The organism is Bacillus sp. SIMBA_008 (assembly GCF_046535495.1).
GTDB lineage: Bacteria > Bacillota > Bacilli > Bacillales > Bacillaceae > Bacillus > Bacillus subtilis.
The window spans coordinates 479,534-501,407 of sequence record NZ_JAWRWL010000002.1 but is presented as its reverse complement, the minus strand read 5'-3'; the positions used below and the strand labels follow the sequence as shown (position 1 = coordinate 501,407).

23 protein-coding genes and 2 riboswitches are annotated in these 21,874 nt (G+C 41.5%); of the genes, 17 read left to right on the top strand and 6 right to left on the bottom strand.

Translation table 11 applies throughout. The annotated features are described in order from the left end of the window. The first annotated feature begins 73 nt into the window (after positions 1-73). The 5 genes from mtnE (at position 74) to mtnD (ending at position 4,553) form a co-directional block, all read left to right on the top strand. Complete coding sequence (gene mtnE, locus SB658_RS07965) at positions 74-1,270, top strand: methionine-glutamine aminotransferase (protein ID WP_017695072.1); 1,197 nt, start codon at positions 74-76, stop codon at positions 1,268-1,270. A 38-nt stretch (positions 1,271-1,308) separates the two neighbouring features. Further along, a riboswitch (SAM riboswitch) is annotated at positions 1,309-1,409 on the top strand. A gap of 84 nt (positions 1,410-1,493) precedes the next feature. Further along, positions 1,494-2,711 (top strand): 2,3-diketo-5-methylthiopentyl-1-phosphate enolase, encoded by a 1,218-nt coding sequence (mtnW, locus tag SB658_RS07960; protein WP_032677426.1) that lies wholly within the window; start codon positions 1,494-1,496, stop codon positions 2,709-2,711. Next, positions 2,708-3,415: a 2-hydroxy-3-keto-5-methylthiopentenyl-1-phosphate phosphatase gene (mtnX, locus tag SB658_RS07955; RefSeq protein ID WP_003232486.1), complete on the top strand. Its 708-nt coding sequence runs from the start codon at positions 2,708-2,710 to the stop codon at positions 3,413-3,415. Before mtnW ends, mtnX begins: the two co-directional genes overlap by 4 nt. Then, on the top strand, positions 3,373-4,002 hold the full coding sequence (locus tag SB658_RS07950) for a methylthioribulose 1-phosphate dehydratase (protein ID WP_003232485.1): 630 nt from the start codon (positions 3,373-3,375) through the stop codon (positions 4,000-4,002). Before mtnX ends, SB658_RS07950 begins: the two co-directional genes overlap by 43 nt. A 14-nt stretch (positions 4,003-4,016) precedes the next feature. Then, entirely contained in the window at positions 4,017-4,553 is a 537-nt protein-coding gene (gene mtnD / locus SB658_RS07945; protein WP_003232483.1) for an acireductone dioxygenase, read from the top strand. Between the two features lie 40 nt (positions 4,554-4,593). Here mtnD and SB658_RS07940 read toward each other — a convergent pair whose 3' ends face one another. Continuing rightward, positions 4,594-4,914: a YkvA family protein gene (locus tag SB658_RS07940; protein WP_003232481.1), complete on the bottom strand. Its 321-nt coding sequence runs from the start codon at positions 4,912-4,914 to the stop codon at positions 4,594-4,596. A 202-nt stretch (positions 4,915-5,116) separates the two neighbouring features. Between SB658_RS07940 and spo0E the strand changes: the two genes are divergently transcribed. Both spo0E and SB658_RS07930 read left to right on the top strand, forming a co-directional pair. Continuing rightward, positions 5,117-5,374 (top strand): aspartyl-phosphate phosphatase Spo0E, encoded by a 258-nt coding sequence (gene spo0E / locus SB658_RS07935; protein ID WP_003232480.1) that lies wholly within the window; start codon positions 5,117-5,119, stop codon positions 5,372-5,374. An 85-nt stretch (positions 5,375-5,459) separates the two neighbouring features. After that, positions 5,460-5,891 (top strand): hypothetical protein, encoded by a 432-nt coding sequence (locus tag SB658_RS07930; protein WP_003232479.1) that lies wholly within the window; start codon positions 5,460-5,462, stop codon positions 5,889-5,891. Between the two features lie 27 nt (positions 5,892-5,918). Here SB658_RS07930 and kinD read toward each other — a convergent pair whose 3' ends face one another. Next, the gene (gene kinD / locus SB658_RS07925) at positions 5,919-7,439 is read right to left on the bottom strand and encodes a sporulation kinase KinD (protein ID WP_072557174.1); all 1,521 of its coding nucleotides are present in this window, start codon (positions 7,437-7,439) and stop codon (positions 5,919-5,921) included. A 192-nt stretch (positions 7,440-7,631) separates the two neighbouring features. On the opposite strand from kinD, the gene mhqR reads away from it, so the two are divergent. After that, positions 7,632-8,069, top strand: coding sequence for a MarR family transcriptional regulator MhqR (mhqR, locus tag SB658_RS07920; RefSeq protein ID WP_003232475.1), 438 nt, complete (start codon positions 7,632-7,634; stop codon positions 8,067-8,069). Between the two features lie 39 nt (positions 8,070-8,108). On the opposite strand, the gene motB is transcribed toward mhqR, so the two are convergent. The 3 genes from motB to clpE form a co-directional block, all read right to left on the bottom strand. Beyond that, on the bottom strand, positions 8,109-8,894 hold the full coding sequence (motB, locus tag SB658_RS07915) for a flagellar motor protein MotB (RefSeq protein ID WP_003232473.1): 786 nt from the start codon (positions 8,892-8,894) through the stop codon (positions 8,109-8,111). Continuing rightward, entirely contained in the window at positions 8,866-9,678 is an 813-nt protein-coding gene (gene motA, locus SB658_RS07910; protein WP_003232471.1) for a flagellar motor stator protein MotA, read from the bottom strand. Before motA ends, motB begins: the two co-directional genes overlap by 29 nt. 382 nt (positions 9,679-10,060) lie before the next feature. Continuing rightward, positions 10,061-12,160, bottom strand: coding sequence for an ATP-dependent protease ATP-binding subunit ClpE (clpE, locus tag SB658_RS07905; protein WP_029317717.1), 2,100 nt, complete (start codon positions 12,158-12,160; stop codon positions 10,061-10,063). Between the two features lie 365 nt (positions 12,161-12,525). Here clpE and SB658_RS07900 point away from each other — a divergent pair, with 365 nt between their 5' ends. The 5 genes from SB658_RS07900 (at position 12,526) to queF (ending at position 16,222) form a co-directional block, all read left to right on the top strand. Then, a complete protein-coding gene (locus SB658_RS07900) occupies positions 12,526-13,569 on the top strand; it encodes a YkvI family membrane protein (protein ID WP_003232467.1) in 1,044 nt (347 codons plus the stop codon). 138 nt (positions 13,570-13,707) lie between these two features. Next, a riboswitch (PreQ1 riboswitch) is annotated at positions 13,708-13,752 on the top strand. A gap of 129 nt (positions 13,753-13,881) precedes the next feature. Next, the gene (queC, locus tag SB658_RS07895; RefSeq protein WP_003232465.1) at positions 13,882-14,541 is read left to right on the top strand and encodes a 7-cyano-7-deazaguanine synthase QueC; all 660 of its coding nucleotides are present in this window, start codon (positions 13,882-13,884) and stop codon (positions 14,539-14,541) included. Beyond that, complete coding sequence (queD, locus tag SB658_RS07890; protein WP_003232462.1) at positions 14,534-14,983, top strand: 6-carboxytetrahydropterin synthase QueD; 450 nt, start codon at positions 14,534-14,536, stop codon at positions 14,981-14,983. Before queC ends, queD begins: the two co-directional genes overlap by 8 nt. Then, positions 14,976-15,707 carry a 7-carboxy-7-deazaguanine synthase QueE gene (gene queE, locus SB658_RS07885; protein WP_003232460.1) on the top strand — a complete coding sequence of 244 codons (732 nt, stop codon included), beginning with the start codon at positions 14,976-14,978 and terminating at the stop codon, positions 15,705-15,707. Before queD ends, queE begins: the two co-directional genes overlap by 8 nt. Positions 15,708-15,724: 17 nt before the next feature. Beyond that, complete coding sequence (gene queF / locus SB658_RS07880) at positions 15,725-16,222, top strand: preQ(1) synthase (protein WP_003218613.1); 498 nt, start codon at positions 15,725-15,727, stop codon at positions 16,220-16,222. A 581-nt stretch (positions 16,223-16,803) separates the two neighbouring features. Here queF and SB658_RS07875 read toward each other — a convergent pair. Then, complete coding sequence (locus tag SB658_RS07875; protein WP_038428878.1) at positions 16,804-17,163, bottom strand: winged helix-turn-helix transcriptional regulator; 360 nt, start codon at positions 17,161-17,163, stop codon at positions 16,804-16,806. Positions 17,164-17,331: 168 nt separating this feature from the next. Between SB658_RS07875 and SB658_RS07870 the strand changes: the two genes are divergently transcribed. The 4 genes from SB658_RS07870 to SB658_RS07855 all read left to right on the top strand — a co-directional run bounded on the left by SB658_RS07870 (position 17,332) and on the right by SB658_RS07855 (position 21,204). Beyond that, on the top strand, positions 17,332-18,078 hold the full coding sequence (locus SB658_RS07870) for an SDR family NAD(P)-dependent oxidoreductase (protein WP_101172465.1): 747 nt from the start codon (positions 17,332-17,334) through the stop codon (positions 18,076-18,078). 651 nt (positions 18,079-18,729) lie between these two features. Next, positions 18,730-19,929: a spore protein YkvP gene (gene ykvP / locus SB658_RS07865; RefSeq protein WP_410601438.1), complete on the top strand. Its 1,200-nt coding sequence runs from the start codon at positions 18,730-18,732 to the stop codon at positions 19,927-19,929. Between the two features lie 15 nt (positions 19,930-19,944). After that, positions 19,945-20,172: a LysM peptidoglycan-binding domain-containing protein gene (locus tag SB658_RS07860; protein WP_017695061.1), complete on the top strand. Its 228-nt coding sequence runs from the start codon at positions 19,945-19,947 to the stop codon at positions 20,170-20,172. Between the two features lie 96 nt (positions 20,173-20,268). Next, a complete protein-coding gene (locus tag SB658_RS07855; protein WP_029726995.1) occupies positions 20,269-21,204 on the top strand; it encodes a glycosyl hydrolase family 18 protein in 936 nt (311 codons plus the stop codon). Positions 21,205-21,874 lie beyond the last annotated feature (670 nt).

Sequence of the window (21,874 nt, the reverse complement as noted above, 5' to 3'; positions counted from 1 at the left end):
TCTTTACTTTTTTCATTTAACCATATATGATGATGGACTATCATTTCAAGATTTTTTTAGAAGGTGAGAATAGATGAAATTTGAACAGTCTCATGTATTGAAGGAATTGCCTAAACAATTCTTCGCTTCTCTGGTGCAGAAAGTGAACCGAAAGCTCGCAGAAGGACATGACGTTATCAATCTAGGACAGGGAAATCCAGATCAGCCGACTCCTGAACATATTGTCGAGGAGATGAAACGAGCTGTTGCTGATCCTGAGAATCATAAATATTCGTCTTTTCGCGGCTCATACCGTCTGAAGTCAGCGGCTGCTGCATTTTACAAAAGAGAGTACGGCATTGATCTGGATCCGGAAACCGAAGTCGCTGTATTATTCGGCGGAAAAGCCGGTCTTGTCGAGCTCCCGCAATGCTTGTTGAATCCCGGTGATACGATCTTAGTTCCCGATCCGGGTTATCCAGATTACTGGTCGGGTGTCACACTTGCAAAAGCAAAGATGGAAATGATGCCGCTCGTAAAGGACAGGGCGTTTCTCCCTGATTACAGCAGCATAACCGCTGAAGTAAGGGAACAGGCGAAATTGATGTATTTGAATTATCCGAATAATCCGACCGGAGCTGTTGCTACTTCTGAGTTCTTTGAAGACACCGTGCGTTTTGCGACTGAAAATGGAATCTGCGTCGTTCACGATTTTGCTTACGGCGCTGTAGGATTTGACGGCTGCAAGCCTTTAAGCTTTTTGCAGACTGAAGGTGCGAAGGATATCGGAATTGAAATTTACACGCTGTCAAAAACGTATAATATGGCAGGATGGCGGGTTGGCTTTGCCGTCGGAAACGCTTCGGTCATTGAAGCGATCAATCTTTATCAAGACCATATGTTTGTCAGTCTTTTCAGAGCGACTCAAGAGGCTGCAGCAGAGGCACTGTTAGCCGATCAGACGTGTGTGGCAGAGCAAAATGCCAGATATGAGAGCAGGAGAAACGCTTGGATCACGGCATGCCGGGAAATCGGCTGGGATGTAACAGCTCCCGCAGGTTCTTTTTTTGCATGGCTACCTGTGTCTGAAGGCTATACTTCTGAGCAGTTCTCAGATCTTTTGCTGGAAAAAGCGAATGTGGCGGTTGCGGCTGGAAACGGCTTCGGTAAATATGGCGAGGGCTACGTCAGAGTCGGACTTTTAACAAGTGAAGAAAGACTTAAGGAAGCCGCTTATCGAATTGGCAAACTGAACCTGTTTACCCAAAAAAGCATTGACAAGACCTTATAACGATGGGATAATTCAAAATAATTTATAAAATCTATATTTTCTTATCAAGAGCAGGCAGAGGGACGAGCCCGATGAAGCCCGGCAACCGACTTATAAAGCACGGTGCTAATTCTTGCAGCTAGCGGCTGAGAGATAAGATTCGGACGAGAAACGAAACCTCTTTAGACGCGATTGCAGTTTGAAGAGGTTTTTTGATATGGATGAAAATGAAAGGAGCTCTGGCATGAGTGAGTTATTAGCGACATATCTCCTGACCGAACCGGGAGCCGATACAGAGAAGAAAGCAGAACAAATCGCAACAGGATTGACAGTAGGCTCCTGGACTGATCTGCCCCTTGTAAAACAGGAGCAAATGCAAAAGCATAAGGGGCGGGTGATAAAAGTTGAGGAGAGAGAGGGAACTCCTGCATCAGCAAAACAAGCGGTCATCACAATTGCCTATCCTGAAATCAATTTTTCTCAGGATATTCCGGCTTTGCTGACAACAGTGTTTGGCAAGCTGTCCCTGGACGGAAAAATCAAATTAATCGATCTTCACTTCTCTGAAGCATTTAAGCGTGCACTGCCGGGACCGAAGTTTGGCGTATACGGCATCCGAAAGCTGCTGGGAGAGTTTGAGAGACCGCTGTTAATGAGCATATTTAAAGGCGTAATCGGAAGGGACCTGAGTGATATTAAAGAACAGCTCCGGCAGCAGGCGCTTGGCGGAGTTGACTTGATTAAAGACGATGAAATTTTCTTTGAGACTGGTCTAGCGCCTTTTGAAACAAGAATTGCAGAAGGAAAGCAAATATTGAAAGAAACGTATGAACAAACCGGTCATAAAACGCTGTATGCGGTGAATTTGACCGGACGTACGGCTGATCTGAAAGACAAAGCGAGACGCGCCGCCGAGTTGGGAGCGGATGCGCTTTTGTTTAATGTCTTCGCTTACGGCTTGGACGTTATGCAAGGCCTTGCAGAAGATCCTGAAATCCCAGTTCCGATTATGGCGCATCCAGCAGTGAGCGGAGCGTTTACGTCTTCTCCGTTTTACGGTTTTTCTCACGCTCTTTTACTCGGAAAATTAAACCGATATTGCGGTGCTGACTTCAGCCTCTTTCCGTCTCCATATGGTTCGGTTGCGCTTCCAAGAGCAGATGCACTGGCGATTCATGAAGAATGTGTGAGAGAGGATGCTTTTAACCAAACATTTGCTGTTCCGTCAGCAGGCATTCATCCCGGCATGGTTCCGCTATTAATGCGTGATTTCGGCATAGACCACATTATTAACGCCGGAGGAGGCGTACATGGACATCCGAACGGTGCCCAAGGCGGGGGGCGAGCGTTCAGAGCCATTATTGATGCGGTCCTAGAGGCCCAGCCGATTGATGAAAAAGCCGAACAATGCAAGGATCTTAAGCTTGCGCTAGATAAATGGGGAAAGGTTGAAGCCGTATGACGACTCGAAAACCTTTTATTATTTGTGATTTTGACGGAACAATCACGATGAACGACAACATTATAAATATCATGAAAACATTTGCTCCCCCAGAGTGGGTGGCATTAAAAGACGGCGTACTTTCCAAAACGCTGTCGATCAAGGAAGGTGTCGGGCGGATGTTCGGCCTTCTGCCCAGCCGTTTAAAAGAAGAGATTACAAGTTTTGTATTGGAAGATGCAAAAATCAGGGAAGGCTTTCGGGAATTTGTAGCATTTATCAATGAGCACGAGATTCCGTTTTATGTCATAAGCGGTGGAATGGACTTTTTTGTATATCCTTTGCTTGAAGGCATTGTGGAGAAAGACCGCATTTATTGCAACCATGCTTCATTTGACAATGACTATATCCATATTGACTGGCCTCATTCCTGCAAGGGCACATGCAGCAATCAATGCGGGTGCTGTAAGCCGTCGGTCATCCATGAACTTTCTGAACCGAACCAATATATCATCATGATCGGTGATTCGGTTACAGATGTGGAGGCAGCAAAGCTGTCTGACCTATGCTTTGCAAGGGATTATTTATTAAACGAATGTCGGGAGCAAAACCTCAATCATCTTCCGTATCAAGATTTTTATGAGATCAGAAAGGAAATTGAGAATGTAAAGGAGGTACAGGAATGGCTGCAAAACAAGAACGCTGGCGAGAGCTCGCTGAAGTAAAACGGGAATTGGCAGAGAGAGATTGGTTTCCGGCGACTAGCGGTAATCTATCAATTAAGGTTACAGATGAGCCTTTAACATTTCTCGTCACTGCAAGCGGAAAAGATAAACGTAAAGAGACGGTTGAAGATTTTCTGCTGGTCGATCAAAACGGAGAGCCTGCTGAAAGCGGGCATTCTCTGAAACCGTCAGCAGAAACGCTTTTGCATACACATTTGTACAATAAAACCAATGCCGGGTGCTGCCTGCATGTCCATACGGTAAACAATAATGTGATTTCAGAGTTATACGGAGACCAAAAGAAAATCACATTCAAAGGCCAGGAAATTATAAAAGCACTCGGCTTGTGGGAAGAGAACGCAGAAGTGACCGTTCCGATTATAGAAAATCCGGCACATATCCCGACGCTTGCGGCACTGTTTGCGGAAGAGATTTCAGAAGATTCAGGAGCTGTTCTGATCCGAAATCATGGTATTACGGCTTGGGGGAAAACAGCATTTGAGGCAAAAAGAGTGCTTGAAGCGTATGAATTTTTGTTCAGCTACCATTTGAAATTGAAAACACTCCAGCATCAGCTGGTTAAATAAAAGGAGGAATTGAAATGGCTACAATTCGAATTCATGATGAGGCAAATACAACGATTGAAAATCAAGAGGAAGTGGCAAGCTTTCTGGACAGTCAAGAGGTTATTTATGAGCAATGGGATATCACGAAGCTTCCGGAACATCTCTCAGAGAAATATGACCTGACAGAAGAAGAAAAACAGCAAATTCTTGATACCTTCGAAACTGAAATTAAAGATATCTCAACCCGCCGCGGCTATAAAGCACAGGATGTTATTTCATTGTCAGACAGCAATCCGAAACTTGATGAACTGCTTGAAAACTTTAAAAGAGAGCATCACCATACAGACGATGAGGTTCGTTTTATTGTAAGCGGACACGGTATTTTTGTCATTCAAGGCAAGGACGGCACGTTTTTTGATGTCCGTTTAAACCCTGGAGATTTAATCTCTGTGCCTGAGAATATCCGCCATTACTTCACGCTTCAGGAGGACCGCAAAGTTGTCGCGGTGAGAATTTTTGTCACAACTGAAGGCTGGGTTCCGATTTATGAAAAAGACAGCGTGAATCAATAAGCATGAGAAAGCCCCGTTCATCGAACGGGGCTTTTTATATTTATTGCAAACGCCACTTTTCATACTGTGACAGTTCTTTTTTAATCAGTGTCCAAATCAAACCTAAAACAGCTGCATCGTCAATGAATCCAAGACCGAGGATGACGTCTGGAATGATATCGAGCGGCATGACGATATACAGGATTGCGGCAGTTAACAGCAAAAGTGTTTTAACCTGTGAACGAGGGTAGTCGCCATTTCGCCAATCGCGAAGCATCTGAAAAAAAGTAGTGATGTGCTGAATACATTTTTTTCGGTTTTTCCTCTTCAAAATTGCTTTTCCGCCTGCCGCTCCGAGCATAATTGCTTTCTTTTTCTTCATTGGGCATACCTCCTGCCTGGCGGCGTGTTTAAGATATTCTTCACCTGGGTATTGTTCTTCTAATCCTATCAATATATCTATTATACCTGAAAAATTAACTTATTTAATGAAAATATGTTTACAAATAAAGTATAATCTGTAATAATGCACAATAACCCAATCAAACTTGTTTCCTATTTCTTAGCGGCGAGGGGTGAAGTGAATGGGCGGTTCTTCTGAACAAGAAAGATTGTTGGTGTCTATTGATGAAAAAAGAAAGTTAATGATAGATGCCGCTAGAAAGCAGGGATTTACAGGGCATGACACGATCAGGCACAGTCAGGAGCTGGATTGTTTAATAAATGAATATCACCAGCTTATGCACGAAAACGAACATTCCCAAGGGATTCAAGGCCTTGTAAAGAAATTAGGCTTGTGGCCCCGCAGAGATGTTATGCCAGCATATGATGCAAATAAATAGCGGCCTATCAGATGCATATATAAAGAGAGAGCTTTTCGGAAGCGCTCTTTTTTTCTGGAAAAAATTCATATGAAAGAGGGAACTAATGAAGGAACTGGCGATTCTCATTACCGAAATGGTCAATCAATTTCATGATGCTTTTATTTCCTTATGCGGAATATTTGGCATTTATTTAACTGACAAAGAAATGCATTTTTGGGTGATCGGCATTTTTGGCATATTCTTTTTCGGCGTCACTCACGCTGTGTTTACATGGCTTTCTAAATGGAGTATGACAGCCTTGTCCTTTATCTATACCGTTACAGTCATCATTGTCATCGTATTTGCGATTGAGATTCAGCAAAAGGTGACGGGGAGAGGGAATATGGAGTTTTTAGATGCCACGGAAGGTATAAAGGGTTTTTTAGTATTTTTTATGTTTTTTTTGCTTTTGAAAATGCTGTTGCGTTTCATCAAAATCCTTTTTTCTGGAAGACCAGCAAGCAAATCGAATGGCAATACCCGATCACGAAGATAAAAAACCCTCCTGACATGGTCAGGGGGGTTATGATGCGGATACGGGGAGGGTGATCGTCACCTCTGTGCCTCTTCGCACTTCACTTTCAATATGAATAGAGCCTCCGTACATCAGCACGATCCGTTTACAAACAACAAGGCCGAGACCGGTTCCTTTTTCTTTAGAAGTAACAAAGGGAAGGAAGATGTGATCCAGCATTTCCTGAGAAATCCCTTCACCGTTATCCACAACTTTGATTATGGCTTTTTTATCTAAAGCTCCTAGGGAGATCGTCAGTTTGCCTCCTTCAGGCATTGACTCGAGGCCATTTTTTGCTACATTTAAAATCACTTGTTTAATATGATCTTTTGTACATTTTACGAGTAAGGGCTGCTCGGTTAAATACTGTAATTCGACTTCAACATTGTATAGATTGCCCTCAGAATAAATGATCGGCATAATTTCTCCGATAATGTCCTGAAGTGAGTTCAGCTCCCATTTTTCAGCTGTCGGCTTGCCGAGAACGAGAAACTCACTCACTATTTGATTGATGCGTTTGATCTCCTGTTCGATAATGGAGAAGTAAAGCTGATCTTCCTCACCTTTATATTTCTTTTGCAACAGCTGAATAAAGCCGCTTATCCCGGTGAGGGGGTTACGGATTTCATGGGCTGTGCTGGCAGCAAGCGTCCCGATCAGCTCTAATTTTTGCGCCTCATTTTCTGAGCGCTCCAGCTGGGTCTGCCGCTTCAGCAAATAATACAGCACGAGAATAAAAAGGATATTCAGCAGAACAATAATACATGAAAGCGGAAGCACTAGGCTTTTCGTCAGTTCTTCTATTGTGACCGGGTTCGGATAGACTTTCATATTCCAGCTGATATCATCCAGATATCCGCTGACAGGTTTCTGATCCTCTGCATGAGAGGCTTGTCCGCTCGCAAAAATCATTTTCCCGTCTTGGTTCACAACTTCAATATAAACATCAGGGCTTAGTAAGTTAATGAGATTTTTCAAATAATCAATTTGAATTGCTGCGACAAGATAATCTGTCACATTACGTTTTGAGTCCAAAACAGGCACACAAATTGTGAAAATTGGCTGACCAGTAATTCTGCTAGAATAACTATCTGAAATGACTGTCTTTTTAGTTTCCTTTGCTTTTGTAAAAAAAGATCTGTCGGCCAGGTTTACTTTCGTTTTTAATTCGGTTGTGCTTGCGGTGACGTCTCCTTTGGCATTGAGAAAATAGAGACCGGAAAATCTCGGCTCTGAATCAAAGGTCTTTTCCAAAATTGACTGCATTTTCTTTATATCAACCGGTCTGTCGATGGCGATGGACAAGGAGGTCATTCTCGCCATTGTTTCTCCGATTAAATAATTGATTTTGTTGCGGTGAAGGTTTAGCAGGACACTTGCTTCTTGTTTATGTTCTGCAGCTATTGTATCTTTTTCTTTTTCATATACGAAAAAGCTGATGACGATTGCCGGAATCACGACCAGTATGATATAAAGTTTGACTCTCCCGCAGGCGCCTTTTAGTATTTTCAATTTGCATCGCTCCAACATACACCTGATTAGAGGTATTATATCATTGTTTCTTCTTCTTTAATAAGAAAAAATAACCAAAAAAATTAGAAAAAGGTGTTGGCAAGCTTACATTTTAAAAAAGAAGAGAAATATTGGAAAGATTTTTATTGACATTTTGGTCTTTGTTTATTAATGTTTCTCTGTAACGGTTTCTAAAAGGATGATTGAGACATGACAGAAAAATCACTGAAGTTATTTATCGTGCTGTCGCGCGCGTATCGGTCTATTAACGATCATATGAATAAGCATATTCATAAGCATGGGCTGAATCCGACTGAATTTGCTGTGCTAGAGCTTTTGTACCATAAAGGTGATCAGCCGCTGCAGCAGATTGGAGATAAAATTCTCTTGGCTAGCGGGAGCATCACATACGTTGTAGATAAGCTGGAGCAAAAAGAACTTCTCATTCGGAAAGCGTCTCCTACAGACAGACGAGTGACATTTGCGCAAATTACTGAAAAAGGCATCGGTCTTTTGAACGATATTTTCCCTGATCACGCTGCTGAAATTGATGAAATGATCAGCGTATTAAGCGAAGAAGAGGTAGAGATGTGCACCGAAATGTTAAAAAGAGTAGGATTAAACGCAAAACAGTTTCATAATAAGTAAAAAAAGGAAGCCTGATATGTCACAAGGCTTCCTTTTTTGCTATTTTTCATTTGTTTCCGCTGCGCCTCTTGGCAAAATGAGAACTTCAACCCGCCGGTTTTTGCTTCGGCCTTCCGCAGTTTTATTGGAAGCCACCGGTTTATACTCGCCATAACCCTTGGCGCTGAACACTTTTGCATCGAGCTTGGGGTTTTCAATCAGGAGCCCCATAAAGTTTACCGCTCTCATGACGCTTAAATGCCAGTTTGATTGGAATTCAGAATTTTTAATTGGCATATTATCAGTATGTCCGCTGATAATGATATTTCTTGGCGGGTTAATCACAAGAAGATTTGAAATCTCTTTTGCAAGCGGCACATCTTCCTTACGGATGGTCGCTTTTCCAGAATCAAAGAAGATGCTGTCTTTAATCGTAATCAGAAGGCCTTCACTAGTCATCTTCGTCTCCAGCTGATGTTCCAGCTTTTTATCTTTGATGAACTTTTCCACCTGGCTCTTCACATTTTCAAGTTCTTCTTGATCAGCTGCTTTTTCTTTTTCTTTCTTGTTTTTCTCTTTCTCTTCTTTTTCCTTTTTCACTTCATCGATGCCGTCTGACTCGTTTTCAGGAGGAGTGACACTGGAGTAGTCCAGTACACCGGTTCCGCCTGTAAAAACTTCATTAAATGATTTTGAGAGCATTTGAAACTTAGCTGCGTCAATCGAGCTGCTCGCGTACAGCACAATAAACAATGCCAGGAGAAGAGTAAGGATGTCGGCGTAAGGAACGAGCCATGATTCATCAACGTGCTCGTCCTCATGCTTCTTCTTCTTTTTTCTCGCCATTTTGCGCCTCTCCTTGTTCTGCAAATTTCAAGCGGTCCTTCGCAGGAAGATACATTAAAAGCTTTTGTTCGATGACTTTCGGTGCTTGTCCTTCTAAAACGGATAAAACACCTTCAATCATGACCTCACGCAGTTTTACTTCCTGTTTTGATTTTCGTTTTAATTTATTTGCGAAAGGATGCCATAACACATACCCTGTAAAGATACCGAGAAGTGTGGCAACAAAGGCAGCACTGATGGCGTGTCCAAGCTCATCTGTGTTATCCATATGAGAGAGAGCGGCAATCAGCCCGATTACAGCGCCGAGTACTCCAAGTGTCGGAGCGTACGTTCCTGCTTGTGTAAAAATAGCGGCTCCTGTTTGGTGCCTGTCCTCCATTGCTTCGACTTCCTCTGTCATAATATCTCTTATAAATTCCGCGCTTTGCCCGTCAACAGCCATGCTGAGCCCGTTTTTCAAGAAAGCATCATCTACATCCTCAATGCTTGCTTCTAAAGCAAGCAGACCTTCGCGGCGTGCAAGCTGAGCCCATTCAGAGAACATAGGAATGAGTTCCTCTATTGTGAGCTGTTTATTTTCCTTAAATAACACTCGAAACAGCGTAGGCACTTTTTTAATTTCTTTTGTTGGGAACGCAATAACGACTGCTGAGATTGTCCCGGCGATAATAATTAAAATGGCAGCGGGGTTTGCAAGGGCGCTGAAACTGACGCCTTTCAGAACCATCCCGACGCTCAATGCCACAAAAGCAAGAATAATACCGATTAACGAAGTTTTATCCATAGTTTTCACCAAATCCTTTTTTACTAGCTTGTCTATGGTTAATATCGGTTTTGGTGCCCGGAACTTTAGGGACATTGTGAATTTGTTCATGAAATATTCAAGGAAGAGGCATAGAAGGGAGAAATAAACAAAAACGGGCTCTCCAAAATTGAAAAGCCCGGGGGTCTACTGAAATTAGCAGCTTGCTTGCAAGCTGTCCTTCAGACGGTATTCATATAATAGTAGAAATACATATTCACTGTATATAAACATGTTCCATCCCTCCTTAAAAAAAGTGTAAAGGATGAAGGGAAGTAGCGCTTCAGGAGAAGGGACGGTAATTTCTAAGTCAAGAGTATGAAAGTATAAAAAAAGCGGCTTCCTAAAAGGAAACCGCTGATTGTTATTTTGCTCGCACTTTGATTTTATCATCTTCTAAAATCACGTGAAAACTGGTGATCTCGCCATTATCAAGCAGCAGATCGGTCATTTCATCCTCAACCCATTCTTGGATGGTTCTTCTAAGCGGACGTGCACCGAATGAAGGGTGGTAGCCCAGCTCAGCGATTTTTTCTTTCGCTTCATCTGTCACATTCAAGCTAATGCCCCGTTCAGCCAATGTTTCTTCAAGTTCTCCAAGAAGAAGGCTGACGATTTTGACAAGATGTTCTTTTTCCAATGAGCGGAACTCAATAATGCTGTCAAAACGGTTGAGGAACTCAGGTTTAAAGAACATGCTCAGTGAATCAATCAATGTTTGTTCTTCGATGACACTGTCATCTGATTGGAAACCGACTTTCGTTTGTTTCTCACCAGCACCCGCATTACTTGTCATGATGATCACTGTGTCTTTGAAGCTTACAGTTCTGCCTTGGCTGTCTGTCAGACGGCCATCTTCCATAATTTGCAGGAACATATGCTGAACGTCTGGGTGTGCTTTTTCAATCTCATCCAGCAACACAATGCTGTAAGGATTGCGGCGCACTTTCTCAGTTAATTGTCCAGCTTCCTCATGGCCGACATATCCAGGCGGTGAACCGATAATTTTAGATACGGCGTGTTTCTCCATGTATTCGCTCATATCGAGTCGGATAATAGCGTCTTTTGTGCCGAATAATTCATCTGCCAGTGTTTTAGAAAGCTCTGTTTTCCCTACGCCGGTAGGACCGACGAAGAGGAAGGAGCCGACTGGTCTGTTTTTGGATTTTAAACCGGCGCGGCTTCGTCTTACCGCCTTTGCCACTTTTTGAACAGCGGCTTCTTGTCCAATCACGCGTTCATGAAGTTTTGCTTCAAGCTCTTTCATTTTCGTTTGTTCGTCTGCCTGCAGTTTGCCGACAGGGATGCCTGTTTTTTGTTCAACAATTTCCTGAATGTGCTCAGCTTCCACAGTGACAGCGGTATGAGCGGAGGAGCTGTTCAGTTTTTTCTCCAATGCGAGTTCTTCATCACGGAGTTTTGCCGCCAGTTCGTAATTTTCTTCTTCCAGGGCTTTTGTTTTTTCGGCTTCAATTGCAGTTAAGCGTTCAGCGGCATCCTCATCATTCAGTTCATCAATTAACAGGTTGGCTTTTGAACCTGCTTCATCTAATAAATCAATTGCTTTATCCGGCAGGTGTCTGTCCTGAATGTAGCGGGATGATAAAGTGACACACGCTTTGATTGCTTCATCACTGAATGTTACGCCATGGTACGCCTCGTATTTGTCTTTAATCCCTTGCAGAATGAGGATAGCCTGTTCAATTGAAGGCTCCTGCACCATGACAGGCTGAAAACGTCTTTCCAGCGCGGCATCTTTTTCGATTTGACGATATTCTTTCAGTGTTGTCGCGCCAATGACTTGCAGTTCGCCTCTGGCTAGGGCCGGTTTGAGAATGTTGCCGGCGTCCATTGATCCTTCTGCAGAGCCTGCGCCGACGAGAAGGTGAATTTCATCAATGAACAGAATGACATTTTTTCGTTCCTTCAGCTCAGTGATCAGCTGTTTCATTCTCTCCTCAAATTGGCCTCTGATCCCTGTGTTTGCAACAAGGGATGCAACATCAAGCAAATATAGCTCTTTGTTTTTCAGTTTGTTTGGAACATCACCTTCAGCAATTTTTAAAGCGAGCCCTTCAGCGATGGCAGTTTTCCCTACACCCGGCTCACCAATAAGAACCGGATTGTTTTTGTTCCGGCGGTTTAGAATTTCGATCACTCGCGCCACTTCATCATCACGGCCGATGACGGGGTCAATGAGACCGGCTTTTGCACCGTTTGTAATATTTTGAGCCAGCTCATCAAGCAACCCTTTTTTTCCGCTTTGTTTTGCTGCGCTCTTTTCTTTCGGCTGGAATGCCTGTTCAAACGGAAATCCGAAAGATTGAGGACCCATACTCATTGAAGGTTTACGGGTCAGTTCGTTATAGCAAGTTTCACAAAGAACCATCTGTTTATGAACGGAATTTATTTGCATGTTAAGGCGAATCGTCGCCTCGTTTTGATGACAATGTTGACAACGCATTTGCCAAAACCTCCTTAATAATTTGATCTTCTTTGACCAATGAAAGTGAATAAAAAGGTCTATTGGATTTGACCTTCTTTGACTATTAGTATACGGCAAACTTAACGGCATTCAAACCAATATGCTCAAAGCAGACTGAATATTTGACTATCTTTGACCAATTGATTTTTAAAAAAGGCCGGTTTGTTTGACCAACTTTGATTAACAGTATACTCTGACTATCTTTGACTTTCAAGTCTTATGCACAAAAAATTTTTGATTTGTTACAAAGTAAAACATGTTTTCTTCGTCTTTTCAAGGAACTTGTCTCATAGGTTATAAAAAGGCATATATGGACAAAACTGCGGTTCGTTCGGAGGGAAGAAATGGAACAATCAAAAGGGTCTGCAAGTCAGCTTGCCTTTGTGTATGTCGGCACAGTAGTCGGAGCTGGATTTGCGACTGGCAGAGAAATTGTTGAGTTTTTTCTGAAGTTCGGCTGGTTCGGTTTATTCGGCATTCTCGTCAGCGGCGGAATGTTTACGTTTCTGGGCGCCAAGCTGATGATCATTTCAAAGCGAATCAATGCCAAGTCATATCAAGAAATGAACATCTTTTTGTTCGGGGCGGCGGCTGGGCGGATTATCAATGTATTTATGCTGTTTGTTCTCCTCGGAGTTACATCTGTCATGCTTTCAGGAGCAGGGGCGCTTTTTGAGGAACAATTGGGGATGTCCGCTCAGATTGGGATGCTTATTACAATCGGTCTGAGCTTAATTGTGATGACTAGAGGAGTAAAAGGCATTTTCGGTGTCAATGTGTTTGTTGTTCCCCTTTTAATCCTCTTTTCAATGATTGTAGTGGCCGACTCTTTTATATTCAGCGAATCACGAAACGTAGCTCAGTGGGTCTGGCCGCATCGCTGGGATTGGCTGTTATCAGCTGTTTCTTACGGGGCTTTGAATTTATCGCTTGCCCAAGCAGTTTTGGTTCCGCTGGCGAATGAAATGTCCTCGGAGAAAGTGATCAAAAAAGGCGCTTTAATCGGAGGGACGATGCTGACGATTGTGCTGTCCGCGAGTTTTCTGTCTTTGTCGACTCTTCCGGATGTATTTTTATATGATATACCGATGGCGCAAGTGGTTTATCTCTTTGCACGTTCTGTCCATTTGATTTATTTACTCATTATTTTCGGAGAAGTGTTCACATCAGTTATCGGTAATCTATATGGATTAGAAAAACAAGTGCAAAGCTTTCTTCCAGTGAAAAGCAAATATATCTTTGCGGCCATTATGATCACGGCTTATATTACGAGCCAAATAGGGTACGGCAGGCTTATTTCAACGATTTATCCCTTGTTTGGCTATGTGAGCCTGGCCTTCATAGGCGCTTTGCTTTGCAAAAAAGCTCCTCGGCGGCGCAGTTTATAAATATATATAATGAAACGAACCGTCACTATAGAGCGGTAATTGATCTAGGAACCGGGGACTGACTTTTTTATTGTCAAGAAAAACATCATTATGGTAAGATAGCAGAAGTGAAAAAATTGAAGAAAATCCGTGCGATATGCGGGAGAGGTTCTAGCTACACCCTCTATAAAAAACTAAGGACGAGCTGTATCCTTGGATACGGCCTTTTTTATGTTTTTCTAGAGCACCTTCCGAAAAAAGGTGTTTTTTTGCGTGAATTAGCTGTAGCGATGTCTCTCGCCGGCGTTTTTATTGCGGAGAAGGAGAGGAATCATGAAAAAAGAAAAAGCAATTGTCGTATTTAGCGGCGGTCAAGACAGCACAACATGCTTACTGTGGGCCTTAAAAGAATTCGAAGAAGTCGAAACGGTGACTTTTCATTATAATCAGCGACATTCGCAGGAAATTGAAGTGGCAAAATCCATTGCGGAAAAGCTTGGTGTGAAAAATCATTTGCTTGATATGTCACTTTTAAATCAGCTTGCACCGAATGCCCTGACTAGAAATGATATTGAGATAGAAGTAAAAGACGGCGAACTGCCATCCACATTCGTTCCAGGCCGCAATTTGGTATTCTTATCCTTTGCGTCTATCCTGGCTTACCAAATTGGCGCGCGCCACATTATTACAGGAGTTTGCGAGACAGACTTCAGCGGTTACCCTGACTGCCGTGACGAATTCGTGAAATCTTGCAATGTAACGGTGAATCTGGCGATGGAGAAGCCGTTTGTGATCCACACGCCTCTCATGTGGCTCAATAAGGCGGAAACGTGGAAGCTTGCAGATGAGCTTGGCGCGCTGGAGTTTGTGAAAAACAACACGCTGACATGCTATAACGGCATCATCGCCGACGGCTGCGGCGAATGTCCGGCATGTCACCTTCGTTCAAAAGGTTATGAAGAATATATGATGATGAAAGGAGAGCGTGCATAAATTGTTATCTCAAATTTATCCGCAGGCCCAGCATCCTTATTCGTTTGAACTGAATAAGGACATGCATATCTCAGCCGCTCATTTTATCCCTCGGGAAAGTGCGGGAGCGTGCAGCAGGGTTCACGGACATACGTATACCGTAAATATAACCGTTGCCGGCGACGAACTTGACGATTCAGGCTTTCTTGTCAATTTCAGCGTACTCAAAAAACTGGTGCACGGAAACTATGATCACACGCTATTAAATGATCATGAAGATTTTTCTCAGGACGACCGGTATTCGCTGCCGACAACTGAAGTCGTGGCGAAAACGATTTATGATAACGTACAGGCTTATTTAGACACTTTGGAGAATAAGCCGACCTGTGTACAGGTGTTTGTCCGTGAAACACCGACAAGCTACTGTGTCTACCGTCCGAAAAAGGGTGGTTTGAATGGCTAAAGGAATTCCTGTATTAGAAATTTTCGGCCCGACGATTCAAGGAGAAGGCATGGTGATCGGACAGAAAACGATGTTCGTCCGGACAGCCGGCTGCGATTATTCCTGCAGCTGGTGTGACTCCGCTTTCACTTGGGACGGGTCTGCTAAAAAAGATATTCGCTGGATGACGGCGGAGGAGATTTTTGCGGAGCTTAAGGACATTGGGGGAGACGCGTTTTCTCATGTGACGATCTCAGGCGGCAACCCGGCTCTGTTAAAACAGCTGGATGCTTTTATTGAACTGCTGAAGGAAAATAACATCCGTGCAGCGCTTGAAACTCAAGGGACCGTTTATCAGGATTGGTTTACGCTGATTGATGACCTGACAATTTCTCCAAAACCGCCAAGCTCAAAAATGGTAACGAACTTTCAAAAGCTTGACCACATTTTAACTTCACTTCAAGAGAATGATAGACAGCATGCTGTCAGCTTGAAGGTTGTCATCTTTAATGATGAAGATCTGGAATTTGCCAAAACTGTGCACAAGCGGTATCCGGGAATCCCGTTTTATTTACAAGTCGGAAATGATGACGTGCATACGACAGATGATCAGTCACTGATTGCACATTTGCTTGGAAAATATGAAGCGCTTGTTGATAAGGTAGCTGTCGATGCGGAGCTGAATCTCGTCAGAGTGCTCCCGCAGCTGCACACCCTGTTATGGGGCAACAAACGCGGAGTATAATAGAAAGGAAGATGAACATGACGACAAGAAAAGAATCAGAATTAGAAGGTGTAACATTGCTAGGCAATCAAGGTACAAATTATTTGTTCGAATATGCACCGGACGTGCTGGAATCCTTCCCGAATAAACATGTAAACCGTGATTACTTTGTAAAATTCAATTGCCCGGAATTCACATCTTTATGTCCTAAAACAGGCCAGCCTGACTTTGCGACAATCTACATCAGCTACATTCCTGATGAAAAAATGGTTGAAAGCAAATCATTAAAGCTGTATCTATTCAGCTTCAGAAACCATGGTGACTTCCACGAGGACTGCATGAATATCATCATGAACGACTTGATTGAATTAATGGACCCGCGCTACATTGAAGTATGGGGCAAATTCACGCCAAGAGGCGGAATTTCCATTGATCCGTACACAAACTACGGAAAGCCGGGCACGAAGTATGAGAAAATGGCCGAGTACCGTATGATGAATCATGATTTGTATCCGGAGACGATTGATAATCGCTAATCATTCCGTTGTGTGATACGGAGTGTGAAGCGAAGTGTGGTCACAGTAAAATCCGAACATTTAGCGTTAATTTTCAGCGGAAATGTGACCTGGTCACAGCGAAGGGTGACCCGAAGTGACCGGAGTGTGACCCGCACTAAGCTCAATAAAAGTGGGAAAAGTCACACCTGAAAATGGCTCTACTCATGGGAATTGTATTAAAAAGTGTGACCTGAGGTGCAACCTGAACTGTGACTTTTATGCAGTGAAAAATTGATAGTACAGAAGCAGATTAAGGCGTACAATTTGTACGTCTTTTCTTTTTTATCCGAAAGAAAATATGCCTATCTAGAGATCATAGGCATTAAATATTATTATCAATATCTTCATTTATTTTTTGGCTAAGTTTCTGAACCTTCTCTTTAACATTTGAAACAGCTCTTTTTTGAATTTCATCAAAGTTCTCCTGAATATAGTCGATGACACTTCTTATTAGAACTTCACTTTCAAAATTGAATATCTCATTTATTTCTGACTGTTCTTCATCTGTTAGGTGATGGTATTGAAGTTGTTTAGCATTTACTTCAGCAGCTACATCAATCCTAACTTAGTTGTTCTGGTTGTACAATTTCATATTCACCTTCTGTATACTTTTGCTCCGCATAATGGCTTCCCCATTGACAGAGCTCCTGCAAGATAGGTTTAAGAGATTCTCCAAGTTCAGTGGATGAATATTCAACCTTCGGTGGCACTTGATTATACATCTTTCTGCTCACAAGTCCACTGTCTTCAAGCTCTCTAAGTGTTTGAATCAGCATTTTCTGAGTTATATTTGGGATAATGCGCTTTAATTCACTCGTTCTCTTTGGTCCATTCATTAAAAAGTATAATACAAGGCCTTTCCATTTTCCGCCAATAACTTCCTTTGTCACTTCAAACCCACAACTAAATTTTTTTTTCATGTCTAAAGCTCTCCATTCCACATTTATTACTTTTTAGTTACTATATCACAAAAAAGTGGGTACTTCCGATAATGTGCTTACTGAAGGATACTATATCTTGTAAGTTGTTCTTCAAGTACTTAAAGGTACTAGACATAAAATAATATTAATTCTAAAGGAGTGTTAAGTATGGGTAAATTTGAAGGTAAAATAGCGCTTGTAACGGGTGGAACAAGTGGGATTGGTCTTGCTACGGCACAAAAATTTGTAAACGAAGGTGCATATGTTTATATCACGGGACGTAGACAAAACGAACTTGATAAAGCTGTTAACCAAATTGGCAAGAACGTAACCGGTGTTCAAGGTGATATTTCTAAGCTTGAAGACTTAGACAAACTATATGACATTATAAAGCAGGAAAAAGGTAAGTTGGACATTCTTTTTGCTAATGCAGGCATCGGCAACTTCCTTCCATTAGGTGAAATTACTGAAGAGCAGGTTGATAGAACGTTCAACATTAACGTTAAAGGAACCATCTTTACTGTTCAAAAAGCATTATCACTATTCCCAGACAAAGTAGGTTCTATTATTGTAACGGGCTCTACTGCTGGATCAATTGGCAACCCGGCGTTTAGTGTATATGGAGCATCTAAAGCAGCATTAAGAGCACTGGTTCGAAACTGGATTCTTGACCTAAAAGGTACTGAAATCCGTGTAAATGTGGTTAGTCCAGGAGTTATTCTTACACCTGCCTACGATGAGCTTTTTGGTGATGCACTTGAAGAAGTAATGGAAAATAGCAGACATACTGTTCCAGCTGGAAAAGTTGGGACACCTGAAGAAGTAGCAAACGCTGTATCTTTCCTTGCTTCAGACGAAAGCAGTTACTTGACGGGTGTTGAATTGTTCGTAGATGGCGGGCTAGCACAGGTATAATTTCACTGCGCAGAGATTACAAATAGTCCCCAAAAAAGGTTGATGGGAATTTACTTGAAGAAGTCGTATAAAAAAGTCGTTTTCCTTAAAGGACAGGGAATTCGACTTTTTTATGTTTGAATTTGATTAACGTTATAAATTCGCATTTTCCTGGGGCTACCACTAAATGACCTGTAAAAAAGATTACACTGTGAATAAATGTACTTAAAGTAACGGGGGCGTTAGTTGAAAAACAAACAACACCGTTGTTGTAGTAAATGAGGTCATTTGTTGTACAAAAAAAGGATAGTTGAATACAGGCATTTTCACCCTGTTCATCTATCCTCTCTTTTTGTTTATAAAATGTGTGACATTTCATTTGGTTTCTTAATTATTAATAAAATTAAACATTTTCTTGACTTTTAATAAAAAATAATATCCCTGTCCTTGTATTCTAATACTTTTAAAAATATTTAAAGGAATCCTTATGTCCTGAATAACCACATAGGAAAATATGTTGTAGGTTGCTTTCTTTTTTTGTGGGGCATCCCACACAAGCTATCTTGTGATCTCACACCTGAACGTTTTTTATAGACTAGTACCGCGACAAGTTATATTACATATACATACCAATAAAGTAGACATTAAAAGTGAAAGAGAGGATGGAAATGTGTGAAAATTCTTTTCCTTGAGAGTCATCCCATGTGGCTCTATGGTATACCGAATGGGTTTAGGGAAGCAGGACATACCGTAATGATTTCCGGTCCTGTAAGTCGGGAAAATATCACTGAAATGATAGACGAATTTAAACCAGATCTAATAGTATCTATGGGATGGACACCAGAGCATTCAAGGGAAAAGCAGGCCTGGATTCGCAACGCTACTAAAAAGGTGAATATCCCTCTCGTTTATTGGGCTACTGAAGACCCGCTGCACACTCAAAACTTTACTATCCCATTAATTAAAAAGATGAAACCGGATTTTGTTTTCACGGTTACGCCTTCTCTGTGTAAAACTTATGAAAGCATGGGGATTAAAGCAGCTCACTTAGACTTTGCATTTCACGAAAGTATACATCACCAGATTAAACCATTAGCGAAATACAGTTGTGATATAGCAGTGGTGGCTAATGCTTACCCTAATTTTCTTGAAGAACATCCGGAAGTGTTCCGTTCGTCCTCTTTAAAAACGCTTATTCGTCCTCTTATACGGAAGGGTATTCGCATTGATTTTTGGGGGAGAAATTGGGAAAAAATGAGTAAATATATAGGAAGAGAAATTCCCCGCAATTGGATCCATGGATACCTTGATTATACTGAAGCATATAAAGTTTACAGTTCAGCAAAAATCATTATCGGTTTGCAAAACTGTGAAAGCCAACTTACGCAACGCACCTATGAGATTCTTGGTTCCGGGGGGTTTTTATTGACATCGGATACACCATCAGTTCGAGGTAAATTCAAACCTGGCCGCGATCTCATCGTTTCTTCCTCCCCAAAAGAAACATTGGAGAAGGTTAAATACTATTTGAATCATGATAGCGAGAGAAAAAAGATTCAGATAAACGGTAAAAAGGCTGTAAAGAATGATTCCTATCGGCATAGAGCCGAGAGAATGCTTGAGGTGCTAAAAAGCAGAGGAATTATAAGAAACTTAGGGGAAACCATTCATTATGTAGATGTTCTCAAAGAAAAATACGTGATCCATCATGTTACTCCCGGTGAAACATTATCAATAATTGCCAGGAAGTATAACGTTTCCCTGCAGCAACTCATGGAGCTTAATCATTTCAAATCAGATCAAATATATGCTGGACAAATCATTAAGATTAGAGAGAAACGGTTTAGAAATATTAATAACAAATTATTCTAAAGGAGAGTAATATGAATGAAAGGGAAAATACCTAAAATAAGAAATCAAGCGAATAAAGTAAAAAGAACGCCTCGTTATATGGAATTTCCCGTGACATACGAAGTATATCATGTGGAATCCGGCGATACATTATGGACGATTGCCAAATCCTTTAAAATTCCGGTACAACAACTTATGAATCTTAATAAGCTTTCTTCAGATAGAATTTATCCTGGACAAATTATAAAGATAAGAGAAAGATAATCTTTGAGGTTTCGGAAACGAATCAAATTGAAATGACAATCCTTATTTTTTTATTTGTGGGGAACTTGATATTTTTGGGGATGAAGGGGTTATGAGATGTTTCAAATGAGCTATTTCTATTCTGGATTAGGATGGGATTTTATTCAACACGTTGATCAAACGAACGGAGTATTAAATGTTGTGTCTCCTGATTTTTTCTATATCAGAAAAGATGGATCATTACTTCTCCGTTCAGCTAATCCCGATGTGATTAAAGCTCTTCATAGAAGAAAATTAAAAGTAGTTCCTTTTCTAAGCAATCATTGGGATCAGGATTTGGGACGATTTGCATTAATGAACCGAGTTCGTTTAGCTAAACAAATTTCTCATGCAATAGAAGAACTGGATTTGGACGGAATTAATATCGATATAGAAAACCTTACAGAAAAAGATCGGAATCTATTTACAGATTTTGTTAGATTGGTAAGGGAAAGTATTCCTAGACATAAAGAAGTATCAGTTGCAGTGGCGGCAAATCCTTTTGGCTGGACGAAGGGCTGGCACGGATCATATGATTACGAGTATTTAGCTAAATATGCAGATTATCTTATGGTTATGGCCTATGATGAAAGCCGCCTTGCTGGGCCTACCGCAAGTGTAGGATGGGTGGAAAAGTCCATTCAATATGTTCTGACCCAAAAAATCTCTCCTCAAAAACTAGTTTTAGGATTGCCATTCTATGGCCGCTGCTGGATGGAAGGCCAATCTGCCTCTCAAGCCATTCCCCTTTACCTTGTTGACTCATTAGTAAAAAGGCATAGCGGAACAATTATTTTTGACACCAAGAGTCAATCTCCAAAAGCTATTTTTACTGTCAATCACGATAACAAGGGGCCGTTGCCTTCGGGAACATATACATTATGGTTTGAAAATGAACAGTCACTCAGAGCAAAAATAAAACTCGCTCAAAAATATAATCTGAAAGGTCTTGGCAGCTGGAGTCTTGGACAAGAAGATGCGTCAGTCTGGAATACAGTGTTTAAAAATATATAATGATTTATAGTTCAGAACAAAATTCGAAGATAATTGCAATGAATCTCTAAATGGACATACTGAAAGGAGTTTATTACGAGTGTGGGTAAAACAGTGTGGGCATTCCATAGGCCCTTCTCCCGGAATGTTCTATACGAGGCATTACATTGGGCTTGAAATCCCCATTCAAACTTATGTTATAGTACGCATTTCAAGTAATTACGGATGTGTTGAATTTATTCTGCTTCCATGATTTAAGTCATACACATGCTACCTTAATAGCAGGATTATTGCATTTCATTCAGAATTGTTCAGGATCGATATGGAAGCGCACGACTAACTAGAACTTTAAAAACATACACTCATATACTTCCTGAATGGATGCTGGTTTATCTAAAAAACATGATGAGAATTGATTGGCCGCTCTCATTAAAGGATGGGGAAATTCAAGGCGCCAAGGTACGCATGGTGAAACATGACTTGTTGATAATCGACCATATAGTTTCTCCTTAGAAATGAGGGGGTTTTTACATAAAAAAGACGAGCGAATCCGGGGGGGAATTCCACTCGCCGCTTTCTAATGAAAAGACGGGATGCTGGATGGCAGCTCGTCTGTTTTATTATAATTTAACGAACGTATGTTTGTAAAGATGTCTTTTCGAATGAATTGGTTCATATAACCGTTAAGAAC

What these genes read in the sequence shown, in the direction of transcription:
- queC (WP_003232465.1), top strand. Translation starts at nt 13,882, where the DNA reads ATGAAAAAAGAAAAAGCAATTGTCGTATTTAGCGGCGGTCAAGACAGC.
- motA (WP_003232471.1), bottom strand. Translation starts at nt 9,678, where the DNA reads ATGGATAAAACTTCGTTAATCGGTATTATTCTTGCTTTTGTGGCATTG.
- spo0E (WP_003232480.1), top strand. Translation starts at nt 5,117, where the DNA reads ATGGGCGGTTCTTCTGAACAAGAAAGATTGTTGGTGTCTATTGATGAA.
- queF (WP_003218613.1), top strand. Translation starts at nt 15,725, where the DNA reads ATGACGACAAGAAAAGAATCAGAATTAGAAGGTGTAACATTGCTAGGC.
- SB658_RS07870 (WP_101172465.1), top strand. Translation starts at nt 17,332, where the DNA reads ATGGGTAAATTTGAAGGTAAAATAGCGCTTGTAACGGGTGGAACAAGT.
- mtnE (WP_017695072.1), top strand. Translation starts at nt 74, where the DNA reads ATGAAATTTGAACAGTCTCATGTATTGAAGGAATTGCCTAAACAATTC.
- queE (WP_003232460.1), top strand. Translation starts at nt 14,976, where the DNA reads ATGGCTAAAGGAATTCCTGTATTAGAAATTTTCGGCCCGACGATTCAA.
- clpE (WP_029317717.1), bottom strand. Translation starts at nt 12,160, where the DNA reads ATGCGTTGTCAACATTGTCATCAAAACGAGGCGACGATTCGCCTTAAC.
- SB658_RS07940 (WP_003232481.1), bottom strand. Translation starts at nt 4,914, where the DNA reads ATGAAGAAAAAGAAAGCAATTATGCTCGGAGCGGCAGGCGGAAAAGCA.
- SB658_RS07930 (WP_003232479.1), top strand. Translation starts at nt 5,460, where the DNA reads ATGAAGGAACTGGCGATTCTCATTACCGAAATGGTCAATCAATTTCAT.
- mtnW (WP_032677426.1), top strand. Translation starts at nt 1,494, where the DNA reads ATGAGTGAGTTATTAGCGACATATCTCCTGACCGAACCGGGAGCCGAT.
- SB658_RS07860 (WP_017695061.1), top strand. Translation starts at nt 19,945, where the DNA reads ATGAAAGGGAAAATACCTAAAATAAGAAATCAAGCGAATAAAGTAAAA.
- SB658_RS07875 (WP_038428878.1), bottom strand. Translation starts at nt 17,163, where the DNA reads ATGAAAAAAAAATTTAGTTGTGGGTTTGAAGTGACAAAGGAAGTTATT.
- SB658_RS07900 (WP_003232467.1), top strand. Translation starts at nt 12,526, where the DNA reads ATGGAACAATCAAAAGGGTCTGCAAGTCAGCTTGCCTTTGTGTATGTC.
- motB (WP_003232473.1), bottom strand. Translation starts at nt 8,894, where the DNA reads ATGGCGAGAAAAAAGAAGAAGAAGCATGAGGACGAGCACGTTGATGAA.
- mtnD (WP_003232483.1), top strand. Translation starts at nt 4,017, where the DNA reads ATGGCTACAATTCGAATTCATGATGAGGCAAATACAACGATTGAAAAT.
- SB658_RS07855 (WP_029726995.1), top strand. Translation starts at nt 20,269, where the DNA reads ATGTTTCAAATGAGCTATTTCTATTCTGGATTAGGATGGGATTTTATT.
- SB658_RS07950 (WP_003232485.1), top strand. Translation starts at nt 3,373, where the DNA reads ATGGCTGCAAAACAAGAACGCTGGCGAGAGCTCGCTGAAGTAAAACGG.
- mtnX (WP_003232486.1), top strand. Translation starts at nt 2,708, where the DNA reads ATGACGACTCGAAAACCTTTTATTATTTGTGATTTTGACGGAACAATC.
- mhqR (WP_003232475.1), top strand. Translation starts at nt 7,632, where the DNA reads ATGACAGAAAAATCACTGAAGTTATTTATCGTGCTGTCGCGCGCGTAT.
- kinD (WP_072557174.1), bottom strand. Translation starts at nt 7,439, where the DNA reads ATGTTGGAGCGATGCAAATTGAAAATACTAAAAGGCGCCTGCGGGAGA.